Annotated in this window: 14 protein-coding genes; 10 read left to right on the top strand and 4 right to left on the bottom strand. The window is 70.8% G+C overall.

Annotated features, from left to right (window positions below):
- Positions 1-257: 257 nt before the first annotated feature.
- Positions 258-518 (bottom strand): 30S ribosomal protein S20, encoded by a 261-nt coding sequence (rpsT, locus tag FS532_RS03660; RefSeq protein WP_144750365.1) that lies wholly within the window; start codon positions 516-518, stop codon positions 258-260.
- 194 nt (positions 519-712) lie between these two features.
- On the opposite strand from rpsT, the gene FS532_RS03655 reads away from it, so the two are divergent.
- Positions 713-1,903, top strand: a complete 1,191-nt coding sequence (locus FS532_RS03655; protein ID WP_144750363.1) for a pyridoxal phosphate-dependent aminotransferase — start codon at positions 713-715, stop codon at positions 1,901-1,903.
- A gap of 156 nt (positions 1,904-2,059) precedes the next feature.
- Positions 2,060-3,907 carry a translation elongation factor 4 gene (gene lepA / locus FS532_RS03650; protein ID WP_144750362.1) on the top strand — a complete coding sequence of 616 codons (1,848 nt, stop codon included), beginning with the start codon at positions 2,060-2,062 and terminating at the stop codon, positions 3,905-3,907.
- 144 nt (positions 3,908-4,051) lie between these two features.
- Here the strand turns inward: lepA and FS532_RS03645 are convergent, their stop codons facing one another.
- Positions 4,052-4,555 (bottom strand): hypothetical protein, encoded by a 504-nt coding sequence (locus FS532_RS03645; protein WP_144750361.1) that lies wholly within the window; start codon positions 4,553-4,555, stop codon positions 4,052-4,054.
- A 132-nt stretch (positions 4,556-4,687) separates the two neighbouring features.
- Between FS532_RS03645 and FS532_RS03640 the strand changes: the two genes are divergently transcribed.
- Positions 4,688-5,335 (top strand): DUF1990 family protein, encoded by a 648-nt coding sequence (locus FS532_RS03640; RefSeq protein ID WP_144750359.1) that lies wholly within the window; start codon positions 4,688-4,690, stop codon positions 5,333-5,335.
- Here FS532_RS03640 and FS532_RS03635 read toward each other — a convergent pair.
- A complete protein-coding gene (locus tag FS532_RS03635) occupies positions 5,332-6,042 on the bottom strand; it encodes an HAD family hydrolase (protein ID WP_144750357.1) in 711 nt (236 codons plus the stop codon). The genes FS532_RS03640 and FS532_RS03635 overlap by 4 nt on opposite strands.
- A gap of 28 nt (positions 6,043-6,070) precedes the next feature.
- Between FS532_RS03635 and hemW the strand changes: the two genes are divergently transcribed.
- A complete protein-coding gene (gene hemW / locus FS532_RS03630; protein ID WP_144750355.1) occupies positions 6,071-7,288 on the top strand; it encodes a radical SAM family heme chaperone HemW in 1,218 nt (405 codons plus the stop codon).
- Positions 7,289-7,292: 4 nt separating this feature from the next.
- Here the strand turns inward: hemW and FS532_RS03625 are convergent, their stop codons facing one another.
- Complete coding sequence (locus FS532_RS03625) at positions 7,293-7,700, bottom strand: DUF4870 domain-containing protein (protein ID WP_260852537.1); 408 nt, start codon at positions 7,698-7,700, stop codon at positions 7,293-7,295.
- A gap of 108 nt (positions 7,701-7,808) precedes the next feature.
- On the opposite strand from FS532_RS03625, the gene hrcA reads away from it, so the two are divergent.
- The 6 genes from hrcA (at position 7,809) to ybeY (ending at position 12,737) form a co-directional block, all read left to right on the top strand.
- Entirely contained in the window at positions 7,809-8,828 is a 1,020-nt protein-coding gene (gene hrcA / locus FS532_RS03620; RefSeq protein ID WP_144750353.1) for a heat-inducible transcriptional repressor HrcA, read from the top strand.
- A gap of 45 nt (positions 8,829-8,873) precedes the next feature.
- A complete protein-coding gene (gene dnaJ, locus FS532_RS03615) occupies positions 8,874-9,986 on the top strand; it encodes a molecular chaperone DnaJ (protein ID WP_144750351.1) in 1,113 nt (370 codons plus the stop codon).
- Positions 9,986-10,729 (top strand): 16S rRNA (uracil(1498)-N(3))-methyltransferase, encoded by a 744-nt coding sequence (locus tag FS532_RS03610; protein WP_144750349.1) that lies wholly within the window; start codon positions 9,986-9,988, stop codon positions 10,727-10,729. The genes dnaJ and FS532_RS03610 overlap by 1 nt, the downstream gene beginning before the upstream one ends.
- 61 nt (positions 10,730-10,790) lie before the next feature.
- Complete coding sequence (locus FS532_RS03605) at positions 10,791-11,144, top strand: histidine triad nucleotide-binding protein (protein WP_079235756.1); 354 nt, start codon at positions 10,791-10,793, stop codon at positions 11,142-11,144.
- Entirely contained in the window at positions 11,134-12,279 is a 1,146-nt protein-coding gene (locus tag FS532_RS03600; RefSeq protein ID WP_440130696.1) for a PhoH family protein, read from the top strand. The genes FS532_RS03605 and FS532_RS03600 overlap by 11 nt, the downstream gene beginning before the upstream one ends.
- Positions 12,276-12,737, top strand: a complete 462-nt coding sequence (ybeY, locus tag FS532_RS03595) for an rRNA maturation RNase YbeY (RefSeq protein WP_079235757.1) — start codon at positions 12,276-12,278, stop codon at positions 12,735-12,737. The genes FS532_RS03600 and ybeY overlap by 4 nt, the downstream gene beginning before the upstream one ends.
- Position 12,738: the final 1 nt, after the last annotated feature.

Genomic DNA, 12,738 nt, shown 5'->3' with positions numbered 1-12,738 from the left:
ACACCGCGCCACGTTGCCGGTCGAGGTCGCGCAACCCGCCGCGCGACGTCCGTCGAGGTCGCGCAACACGCCGTGCGACGTCCGTCGAGGTCGCACAACCTACCGTGCGCGTCGCGCCGGAGCGGCACTTCGTGCGACCTCGGCGCCGCCGAGCGTGACGAACACACTGCCCACTCGCGCAGCACACCGGAACCCGCCCCGAACGCGACGAAGGCCCCACACCAACGGTGCGGGGCCTTCGTCAGCAGGTCAGTGCGTCAGAGCGACGCGACCTTCTTCGCGATGGCCGACTTGCGGTTCGCGGCCTGGTTCTTGTGGATGACGCCCTTGCTCACGGCCTTGTCGAGCTTCTTCGACGCGAGGGTCAGAGCCGCGACGGCCTTGTCCTTGTCGCCGGCGACGATGGCCTCGTTCGTGTGACGGATGACCGTCTTGAGCTCCGAACGGTAGGCCTTGTTGCGCTCCTGGGCCTTGAGGTTGGTCTTGATGCGCTTGATCTGCGACTTGATGTTCGCCATGCGTGTTGCTCCTGTTGTCTCTGACGGGTGGTCGCGACCGCTGGGTAGAGGGGCCCTTGGTCGCATCGCGTTCCACCCGTGGGCGACGGAACGCGGAAGTCCAGCCATCTACATTACCAGGCCGACCGGGCTGGACCAAAGCACCGAAACGCCGGGAAACCGCCCCGCAACACGGATTCGCTACCGTGGCGAGCATGCCATCCCTCGCGCCCCGGATCGAGACCGTGCCCGCCTCCGGGATCCGCCGGGTGTTCGAGCAGGCAGCGATCCTGCAACAGGACGCGACGGACACCTCCGGCGCGCCGACCACCGACATCGCGATGCTCGTGATCGGCGAGCCCGACGTGCCGGTCGCCCCGCACATCGGCGAGGCCGCCCGCCGTGCCTGGTCGGAGGACCGGACCGACTACACCCCGAACGGCGGCATCGCACCCCTCCGTGAGGCGATCCGCGAGAAGCTCCGCCGCGAGAACCGGATCGAGGTCGACGTCGAGCAGATCTGGATGACGATCGGCGCGACGCAGGCGCTGTTCCAGGCGATGACCCTCGTGCTCTCCCCGGGTGACGAGGTCCTCGTGCCGGACCCGGGCTACACGACCTTCACGATGAACGCCCACATCATCGGGGTGACCCCCGTGCCGTACCAGCTGTCGCCCGCCCACGGCTTCGAGCCCGACCTGCAGGCGCTCGAGGCGAGCATCACCGAACGCACCCGGGCGATCGTCGTGAACTCGCCGTCGAACCCCCTCGGCTCGGTGTTCGGCGAGCAGACCCTGCGCGACCTGCTCGCCCTCGCGAAGCGGCACGACCTCTGGGTGATCAGCGATGAGGTCTACGAGTACTTCACCTACGGCACCCGCCACGTCAGCCTGGCGAGCCTGGACGAGGACGACCGGGTGTTCACCGCGTTCTCGCTGAGCAAGACGTACGCGATGACCGGGGTGCGCGTCGGGTACCTCGTCACGCCGAAGGGGCTCGGCCCGGTGATGCGCACCACGCAGGAGGCGATGATCAGCTGCGTCGCCGAACCCGACCAGTGGGCGGCCCTCGCGGCGATCGTGGGGGACCACTCCGCCGTGCAGGACGCCCGTGAGCACTACCGCGCCAACCTCGGCATCGCGAAGGAGGTCCTCGACGCCGCCGGCATCCGCTACCTCGACCCGCGTGGGGCCTTCTACCTCTGGATCGACGTCTCGCACGTCTCGCAGGGTGACGTCGCCGAGTGGGCGCTCGGGTTCCTGCACCGCGAGCGGGTCGCGGTCGCGCCGGGCAGCGCGTTCGGGCGCACCGGCGAGGGCTGGATCCGCGTGTGCCTCGCCGCGACGCCCGCGGACCTGCGGCGCGGCCTCGGCGCGCTGCCAGCGCCCGCCAGGGCGACCGTCTGACGGCCTGGAGGCACGGTGCGGGCCCGCCCCGTGCCTCCAGGCCGGTCCTTCACAACGCCCACTGCGCCACCACCGTCCACAGGCACCCTGCGGTGCGCGCCGTCGGCGCGCGGACGTGGGACAATCGTTCGACCGTCCGACCCACCCCGAGGAACCGTGAGCCCACAAGCATCCGCGCCGCTCGAGCCCGCCTCGACGCCGGCCGAAGCGATCCGCAACTTCTGCATCATCGCGCACATCGACCACGGCAAGTCCACGCTGGCCGACCGCATGCTGCAGATCACCGGCATCGTCGAGGACCGTGCGATGCGTGCCCAGTACCTCGACCGCATGGACATCGAGCGCGAGCGCGGCATCACGATCAAGTCCCAGGCGGTGCGCATGCCGTGGGAGCTCGACGGGCAGACCTTCGCGCTGAACATGATCGACACGCCCGGGCACGTCGACTTCTCGTACGAGGTGTCCCGGTCCCTCGCAGCGTGCGAGGGTGCGATCCTGCTGGTCGACGCGGCGCAGGGCATCGAGGCCCAGACGCTCGCGAACCTCTACCTGGCGCTCGAGAACGACCTCGAGATCATCCCGGTGCTCAACAAGATCGACCTGCCCGCGGCCGAGCCCGACAAGTACGCGGCCGAGCTCGCGCAGCTCATCGGCGGCAAGCCCGAGGACGTCCTCCGCGTCTCCGGCAAGACCGGTGTGGGCGTCCCCGAACTCCTCGACCGCGTGGTCCGCACCGTGCCGGGGCCCGTCGGCGACGTCGACGCCTCGCCCCGCGCGATGATCTTCGACTCGGTCTACGACAGCTACCGCGGTGTCGTGACGTACGTCCGCATGATCGACGGCACCATCCACCCGCGCGAGAAGGTCCAGATGATGTCGACCAAGTCGACGCACGAGATCCTCGAGATCGGTGTGTCGTCGCCGGAGCCGAAGCCCACGAAGGGGCTGTCGGTCGGCGAGGTCGGCTACCTCATCACCGGCGTGAAGGACGTCCGCCAGTCGAAGGTCGGCGACACGGTCACGACGGCGCAGAAGCCCGCGACCGAGGCGCTGCCCGGCTACACGGACCCGAAGCCGATGGTGTTCTCGGGCCTGTACCCGATCGACGGCTCGGACTACCCGGACCTGCGCGAGGCGCTCGACAAGCTCAAGCTCTCCGACGCGGCACTCGTGTACGAGCCCGAGACCTCCGTGGCACTCGGCTTCGGATTCCGCTGCGGGTTCCTCGGTCTGCTGCACCTCGAGATCATCACCGAGCGCCTGAGCCGCGAGTTCGGACTCGACCTCATCACCACGGCACCGAGCGTGATCTACGAGGTCACGAACGAGGACACCACCGTGACCGAGGTCACGAACCCGTCCGAGTTCCCGGGCGGCCGCATCGTCGAGGTCCGCGAGCCGATGGTGCGCGCGGCGATCCTCGCGCCGAAGGACTACGTCGGCGCGATCATGGAGCTCTGCCAGTCGCGGCGCGGCTCCCTGCTCGGCATGGAGTACCTCGGCGAGGACCGTGTCGAGATCCGGTACGAGATGCCCCTCGGCGAGATCGTCTTCGACTTCTTCGACCAGCTGAAGAGCAAGACGCAGGGTTACGCCTCGCTCGACTACGAGCCCACCGGCGACCAGGCCGCGGACCTCGTGAAGGTCGACATCCTGCTGCAGGGTGAACAGGTCGACGCGTTCAGCGCGATCGTGCACCGCGACAAGGCGTACGCGTACGGCACCCTCATGACCGAGCGCCTGCGCAAGCTCATCCCGCGCCAGCAGTTCGAGGTCCCGATCCAGGCGGCCATCGGCGCACGCATCATCGCCCGCGAGAGCATCCGGGCGATGCGCAAGGACGTCCTCGCGAAGTGCTACGGCGGTGACATCACCCGCAAGCGCAAGCTCCTCGAGAAGCAGAAGGAGGGCAAGAAGCGCATGAAGATGGTGGGTCGCGTCGAGGTCCCTCAAGAAGCCTTCATCGCGGCGCTCTCGGGTGACGTCGAGGAGAAGAAGAAGTAGCGAGACGCCCGGGTCGACCCGGTGCCACGTCGCGAGAGCGACACGGACGTGTCGACCCGTCGGAAGTCTCCGCCGAAGCGACACTTCGCCGCGAACCGTTCGCGGAGACGTGTCGCTTTCGCGGAACCGGCGCGGAGCGCTTCGTCAGAGCACGCGCCGCTGGGCGCGCGTCGCGCGGGTCCGCAGGGCGGCAAGGCCGAGGGCCGGGAGGCTCGCGGCGGCCAGTCCGGCGAGTGCGGTCCGCAGGATGACGAGTCCGGCAGCCGCGTCGTAGTCGGCCTGTCCGGCAGCGGCGAACCCAGCCACCACGGCACCGATCACCATCGCGAGCGTCGTGAACCCGAGCACCACCGGCAGCCCTGGTGCCCGGTGTCGACGGACCGCGAGCACGAGCGTCGCGCCGAAGAGCAGGACGCCCGCTCCGGCACTGCACGCCCCGAAGGCGGCGATGGCGTTGGCGGTGTCGAACACGCCCCAGGCGCTCGGCGGCGCGGACACGTACCGGGCGGGGGAGTCGAGGCCGGCGGTGGCCCACTCGACCGCGGCCCGGGCGGTGGCGGCGAGCCCGAACGCCGCGAGCGTCAGCACGGCGAACGCGGCCGTCGTGCGGTCGACGGAACGCGTGCGGGCGGGGGTGGAGCGGGGCACGGACCAAGGCTAGGGGCGTGGCGGACGCGTGTCGGGCCTCCAGTTCGGGGTGCGCGGAAACCGGACCGCGCACCGCGCGGCCGAGGAGCCCTCGGTTCGATCGCGCGCACCGCTGGCAAGTAGGCTGACGGCATGAGTTCCCGCGGCAGCTACCGGACCGCCCTGACGTACGGAGCCGTGGGTGCGACCCAGGCGTCCGACCTCATGACGTACCCGCCGGAGGGGTTCACCCCGACCGAGTCGCGTGCCCGGATCGGGCACGGCGACCAGCGCTTCGAGACCGCGGTCACGCAGGCCCTGACGTGGCAGATCCAGGAGCGCAGCGGCATCCGCGTGCAGGTCGAGGACCAGCCCGACGACGACGAGGTCCGCTACAACCCGGTGACCTTCGACGAGGCCGGGGTGCCGATCGCGCCGGCCTCGATCGGGACGCCGCGGGTGGAGAAGTTCGCGCCGGACGGTACTCCGCTGCTGACGGCGGGCACGAGCGCGGTGCTGACGATGCACGCGTTCGGGCAGACCGTGCACGCGCCCGTCCGGGTCGTGTCGATCATCGACGAGAACGACCGCAAGGGCTTCGCGTACGGCACGCTCGAGGGGCACCCGCTCTCCGGCGAGGAATCGTTCGTGGTCGAGCGGACGCCGGACGGTTCGGTGTGGCTGCAGATCCGGCAGTTCTCGCAGCCGTCGAGCCGCAAGTGGCAGTTCGTCGCGCCACTGCTGCGTCGGCAGCAGAAGGTGATGGCGGAGAAGTACCTCGGCGCGCTCCGCGGCGACTAGGACCGCTCGTCGACCGGGCGCAACGGCGGGAGCGCCGCGATGGCGTCCTCGATGAGTGCGGCGTCGTCGACGCAGTTCCGCGCGATGGTCACGGCGCCGGTGGCCCGCAGCGCTTCGACGTCGTAGACCCCGGTCGCCACGGCGAGGAACGGGATCCCCACGGCGTCGGCGGCCTCACCGTCGCGTGGGGTGTCCCCGACGATGACGGCCCGGGTGCCCGCGAGGGCGTCGGCGGCACGCGCGGTGACGCCGGTGCGTTCCACCTCGGTGTCACCGAAGAACGAGTGCTCCCAGTCGAACGCGTCGACGTCGAACCCGGCGCCCTGCAGCTTCACGCGGGCGCGGTAGGCGGAGTTGCCGGTGAGCAGGCCGTTCCGCCACCCGAGCTCCGCGAAGCGCGCCACGAGGGCGATCGCGCCGGGTGCCGGGCTGCGGTGGTCGCCCGAGCGGTGCCGTTCCTCGGTGAGGTCGCGGAGGTGGCCGCTGACGACGGGGATGAGGTCGGTGTCGAGTTCGTGGGCACGGACGTGCTCGGCGATGAGTCCGGCGTCGGTGCGGCCGTGCTGGTGGCCGACCCGCAGTACGAGGTCGCGGCCCACCGCACGCTCGAGCGCGAGGTGGTACAGGTTGCCCGGCGACGAGGCGTTCATCACGAGGCTGCCGTCGATGTCCCACAGCACGGTGGTGGGGACGGTGTGGTGCTCCATGCCTCCATCATGACGGACAATGGAGTCCATGCCGAGTGCTCTCCCGATCGCCGATCCAGCGCCCGTGGACGGCCTGATCTCCCCGGCCTCCGACGCGGGCGACGTCCCGTTCGGCGTGTACGTGCACGTGCCGTTCTGCCGGGTGCGCTGCGGCTACTGCGACTTCAACACCTACACGGCGTCCGAGTTGCGCGGCGTCCGTCGCGACGACTACGCCGGCCACGCCGTGCGGGAGATCGAGTGGGCCGCGACCGTGCTCGAGCGCTCCGGCGTCCCGCGTCGGCCGGTGTCGACCGTGTTCTTCGGCGGCGGCACCCCGACGATGCTGCCCGCGTCCGACCTCGCGATGATCCTGCGCGCGATCGACGACACCTGGGGCGTCCTGCCCGGTGCCGAGGTCACGACGGAGGCGAACCCCGACTCGGTGGACGCCGCGTCCCTGGAGACCCTGCGGGCCGGCGGGTTCAACCGGATCAGCTACGGCATGCAGTCGGCCGTCCCGCACGTGCTCGCGACGCTCGACCGCACCCACGACCCGCTCCGTGTTCCCGGGGTCGTCGACCTCGCGAAGCAGCAGGGCCTCGACGTCTCGCTCGACCTCATCTACTCGACCCCGGGGGAGTCCCTCGCCGACTGGCGCACCTCGCTCGACGCCGCGCTGGCGTGCGAGCCCGACCACGTCTCCGCGTACTCGTTGATCGTCGAGGACGGCACGGCGATGGGCCGGATGGTCGCGCGCGGCGAGCTGCCGGCGCCGGACGACGACCTCGCGGCGGACATGTACGAGCTGGCCGACCAGGTCCTCGGCGATGCCGGGTACTCCTGGTACGAGGTCTCGAACTGGTCGCGCGGCGCCCAGCACGCCAGCCGGCACAACCTGTCCTACTGGAAGGGCCACGACTGGTGGGGCGTCGGCCCGGGCGCCCACTCCGCGGTCGCCGGCACGCGCTGGTGGAACGTGAAGCACCCGGCCGCGTACGCGAACCGGGTGCTGTCGGGGGAGTCGCCGGCCGCCGGTCGCGAGACCCTGGACGACGAGACCCGGTACGTCGAGCGCGTCCTCCTCGCGGCGCGCGTCCGTGGGGAACTCGCCACCGCGGAACTCCGCCAGGAGGCCCGTGGCCGGGTCGCCGGGCTCATCGCACGCGGGCTGGTGGTCGGGTCGGCCGCGGTGCGGGGACGGATCGAGTTGACCCTGCAGGGTCGCCTGCTCGCGGACGCGGTGGTCCGCGAGCTGCTCGACTGAGGCCCTACTGCTTGATGAACTCGATGGAGAGTGGGTAGCGGTAGAACTCGCCGCGGTTCGCGGCGACCGCGGCCATGATGCCGAAGATGATCGTCAGGATGCCGATCACCGGCAGCAGGAGCGCGCCGATCAGGACGACGGTCAGGATCCCGGCGACGACGTAGGCGATCGCCATCGTGATGTGGAAGTTCAGCGCGACGCGGGTGTGCTCGCGGATGAACCCGCCGCGGTCGCGGAGCACCAGGTACGCCACGAGCGGCACGATGAAGTTGAAGAAGATCCCGCCGATGTGCGTCAGCGTGGCCCAGAGTCGCTGGTCCTCCGGCGACATCGGCTGGGGCGGCTGGTACCCAGCGGGGTACTGCGGTCCACCGGGGTGCTGCGGGCCGCCGGGCTGCTGTCCGTAGGTCATGCCGGAAGCGTACCGGCCGGCGTGTGCAGAAGTCCCGGTCCGTCGGCGGTCGGGCGTAGGATCAGCAGTCGACACGTCCGAGTGCCAGAACGAGTGGAAGGGGTCCGGGTGGTCAGCGAACGCAGCCTCGAGGTCCTCAAGGCCATCGTGCGGGACTACGTCGCGTCGCGCGAACCGGTCGGCTCGAAGACGATCGTCGAGCGGCACGCCTTCGGGGTGAGCGCTGCCACGATCCGCAACGACATGGCCCAGCTCGAGGACGAACAGCTCATCGCCGCCCCGCACACCTCGTCCGGACGCGTGCCGACCGACAAGGGCTACCGGGTGTTCGTCGACCACCTGGCCGGTGCCCGGCCGCTCTCCAGCGCCCAACGGCACGCGATCGAGACGTTCCTCGGGGCGCCGAACGACCTCGACGAAGTGCTCGGCCGCACCGTCCGGCTGCTCAGCCAGCTCACCAACCAGGTCGCCCTCGTGCAGTACCCCTCGATGGTGCGCGCACGTGTGCAGCACATCGAGCTCGTGCGCCTCGGCGACAACCGGCTGATGGTCGTCCTGATCACCGACACCGCCCGGGTCGAGCAGCGCGTCGTCGAGACCGACGTCACGCTCGACGAGGGCGCGCTCACCGAACTCCGCGCGGTCGTGAACGGCGCCACCGTCGGACTCCTGCTGCAGGACGTCTCGACCGCGCTCCGGGCCGTCCCGCAGCAGATCCGCCCGGACGCCCAACCGCTCGCCGGGGTCGTCGTCGCGACCCTGATCGAACAGGTCGCCGCCAACCGGCAGGACCGACTCGTGATGGCCGGCGCGGCGAACCTCGCCAAGAGCGAACAGGACTTCTCCGGCGGCCTCTTCCCCGTGCTCGAGGCGATCGAGGAACAGGTCACGCTGCTCCGGTTGTTCGGCGAGATGCAGATCGACGACGTCGCCGTGGCGGCCCGGATCGGCGTGGAGAATGCCGAGTACGGGCTCGACGCCACGAGCATCGTCGCCGGTGGCTACCTGGCCCGTGGCGAGGTCGCCCGCCTCGGCGTCCTCGGACCGACGCGTATGGACTACGGCACGAACATGGCCGCGGTGCGCGCCGTCGCACGGTACCTGTCCAAACTCCTGGGCGAACATTGACCCGGCGGCACCCGCCGCACCGAACCGAAACCGACTGAGGGATACGTGGCAGACCACTACGACGTCCTCGGCGTCCAGCAGGACGCCTCCGATGCCGACATCAAGAAGGCGTACCGCCGACTGGCGCGCGAGCTGCACCCGGACGTGAACCCGAGCCCGGACGCCGCCGAGCGCTTCAAGGACGTGACGCATGCGTACGACGTGCTGAGCGACCCCGAGCAGCGCCGTCGGTACGACGCCGGGCCGCAGGCCGACAGCCCCTTCGGCGGCGGCGCCGGTGGCTTCAGCGACATCTTCGACGCGTTCTTCGGCGGCGGCGGTGGTGGCGGCCGGGGCAGTGGCCCGCGCAGCCGCGCCGAGCGAGGACAGGACGCCCTGCTCCGCATCGACGTCGACCTCGACGAGGTCGTCTTCGGCACCCACAAGGACGTCGAGGTCGACACGGCCGTGCTCTGCGAGACGTGCAACGGCTCCTGCTGCGCGCCCGGCACCAGCCCGCAGACCTGCGACATCTGCGGCGGCTCGGGCCACATCCAGCGCCAGGTCCGCTCGCTCCTCGGCAACGTCGTCACGAGCGCGCCGTGCGGCACCTGCCGTGGCTACGGCACCGTCATCCCGAACCCGTGCCCGACGTGCCAGGGCCAGGGCCGCATCCGTGCGCGTCGCACCGTGCCGGTCGACGTCCCCGCCGGTGTCGACTCCGGCCTGCGGCTGCAGATGCCCGGCCAGGGCGAGGTCGGTCCGGCCGGCGGCCCCTCCGGCGACCTGTACCTCGAGATCCGCGTACGGCACCACGACGTCTTCAGCCGCGACGGGGACGACCTCCTCGCCACGCTCGAGGTCGCGATGACGGACGCCGTGCTCGGCACCACGGCGACGATCGACGGGCTCGACGGTCCGGTCGAGCTCGAGGTCCGTCCGGGTGTGCAGAGCGCCGACGTCCTCGTGCTCAAGGACCGCGGGGTCACGAAGCTGCGCGGCAACGGGCGCGGCGACCTGCGGATCGGCGTCCAGGTCGTGACGCCGACGAAGCTGTCGCACAAGGAACGTCAGCTCGTCGAGCAGCTCGCGAAGTCGCACAAGGCCGCGGCGCCGCAGTTGTCGCGGTTCCAGCAGGGCATGTTCGGCAAGCTCCGCGACCGGTTCTTCAACTTCTGATGGCGTCGCTCTACCTCGTCGACTCGCTCGACGGCGTGACCGTCGGCGGACAGGTGTCCCTCGACGGGGCAGAGGGACGGCACGCGGTGTCCGTCGCCCGGGTACGGGTGGGCGAGACGCTGCGCATCGGGAACGGCCGCGGCACGGTCGTCGTCGGGGCGGTGGTCTCCACGGACCGCGACTCGCTGGTGCTCGACGTGGAGTCGGTCGACGTCTCGCCGGCCCCCTCGCCGACGCTGACGCTCGTGCAGGCGCTCGCGAAGGGCGGCCGCGACGAGATGGCCGTGCAGGCGGCGACCGAGATCGGCGTCGACCGGATCGTCCCGTGGTCGGCCGCACGTAGTGTCTCGCGGTGGGACGGCGCGAAGGTCGAGAAGGGTCGTGCCCGCTGGGCGGCGATCGCGCAGGAGGCCTCGAAGCAGGCGATCCGCTCGCGCGTGCCGGCGGTGGACGCCCCGGCGACGACGGCGCAGCTCGCCGCCGGCGCCGGTGCGGGTCCGTCGCGTGCGGTGCTCGTGCTCGACCCCGTCGGGGACGTCCGACTGTCGTCGTGGGAGCCGCCGGCCGAGGTCGCCGAGATCGTCCTGGTCGTCGGACCGGAGGGCGGGATCGACGGCTCGGAGTTCGACCGGCTCGTGGCGGCCGGCGCCGTCCGCGTGCGGCTCGGCGACACCGTGCTCCGGACCTCCACGGCCGGGCCCGCGGCCCTGGCCGTGCTGCAGACGCGGCTCGGGCGCTGGTAGTCGGCCCGGACCTGGCGGATCGGGAAGGCCCGGCGTCGGTCCCGCGTTCTACGATGGGTCCATGAGCACCAGCACGCCCAGCGTCTTCTCCAAGATCATCGCGCGCGAGATCCCGGCGACCGTCGTCGCCGAGGACGACCGCGTCATCGCGATCGAGGACATCGCGCCGAAGGCCCCCGTCCACGTGCTCGTCATCCCCAAGACCGAGGAGTACGCGAACGTGTCCGAGCTCGCCGCCGGTGACCCGGACCTCCTCTCACACGTGGTCGCCACCGCGCAGCGCATCGCCGACGAGCGCGCCGACGGCCAGTTCCGACTCGTCTTCAACACCGGCGAAGCAGCCGGTCAGACCGTGTTCCACGTGCACGCGCACGTACTCGCAGGTGAACTGCAGGAAGGCACCCTTGCCGGCTAACGAACCAGCACCCTCCCCGATCGACCCCGCCGAGTCGGAGTCGACCGTCTCGATCCAGGTCGACGGCATCGCCATGGTGCAGCTGCTCGGCCCCCAGGACCGGCTGCTCAAGACCGTCGAACGGCAGTACCCCGGCGTCCGCGTGCTCGTGCGCGGCAACGAGGTCTCGCTGACCGGTCCCGAACGCGACGTCGCCCGCGCGAACGCCCTCGTCGACGAACTCGTCGGCATGGTCCGGCGCGGACAGGACATCGGCCCGTCGGACATCCCCGTGTCGGCGAAGCTCCTCGACGAGGACCGCAAGCCGTCCGACACCTTCGGTACGCCGATCGTCTCGAGCCGTGGCAAGTCCGTGCGCCCGAAGACCGACGGGCAGCGCGCCTACGTCGACGCCATCGACGAGCACACGATCACGTTCGGCATCGGCCCGGCCGGTACCGGCAAGACGTACCTGGCGATGGCGAAGGCCGTCCAGGCCCTGCAGCGGCGCGAGGTGAACCGGATCATCCTCACCCGCCCCGCGGTCGAGGCCGGCGAGCGGCTCGGGTTCCTGCCGGGCACGCTCACCGACAAGATCGACCCGTACCTGCGCCCGCTGTACGACGCACTCAACGAGATGATGGACCCCGAGCTGGTCCCGAAGCTCCTGGCGGCCGGCACGGTCGAGGTCGCTCCGCTCGCGTACATGCGCGGCCGGACGCTCAACGACTCGTTCGTGGTCCTCGACGAGGCGCAGAACACCACCCCCGAGCAGATGAAGATGTTCCTGACGCGGCTCGGCTTCGGGTCGAAGATGGTCGTCACCGGGGACATCACCCAGGTCGACCTGCCCGGCAACCTGTCCGGACTCCGGCTCGTCACGCGGATCCTCGACCGGGTCGAGGACATCCACTTCGCACGGCTCACGAGCGACGACGTCGTCCGGCACACCCTCGTCGGCCGCATCGTCGACGCGTACACCGTCTACGACGAGGAGCGCCTCGCCGAGCAGTCCGGGTACCGCCCTGGTGGCCGCGGCAGCGCTGCCACGCCGAACCCCGCCGGCACGAACCGCGCCGAGCGACGGGGGCGTCCGCCGCAGGACCGCCAGCGCTCCCCGTACCCCCAGAACGACGCCCGAGGAGGCAATCGGTGAGCATCGAGCTCAACAACGAGTCCGGTGTCGAGGTCGACGAGGCAGCCATCCAGCGCCTCGCCGCCTTCGCACTCGACGCGCTGCACGTCCACGCCGACGCGGAGCTCGCGATCGTGTTGGTCGACGAGGGGGCGATGGAGCAGCTGCACGTCCGGTGGATGGACGAGCCCGGCCCCACCGACGTCCTGAGCTTCCCGATGGACGAGCTCCGTCCGGGCACCGAGGACGAGCCGACGCCCGCCGGCCTGCTCGGGGACATCGTGCTCTGCCCGCAGGTCGCCGAGGAGCAGGCGAAGACCGCGGGGCACTCCAGCACCGACGAGATGCTGCTGCTGACCTGCCACGGGATCCTGCACCTGCTCGGGTTCGACCACGCCGAACCCGACGAGAAGGCCGAGATGTTCGGCCTGCAGGGCGAGATCTTGACCGCGTTCGCCGCACAGCGCCGAGGACGGTGAC

The sequence above is a fragment of the Curtobacterium pusillum genome (assembly GCF_007673235.1).
GTDB lineage: Bacteria > Actinomycetota > Actinomycetes > Actinomycetales > Microbacteriaceae > Curtobacterium > Curtobacterium pusillum_C.
The sequence above is the reverse complement of the archived record's forward strand: the minus strand, read 5'-3'. Positions and strand labels throughout refer to the sequence as shown.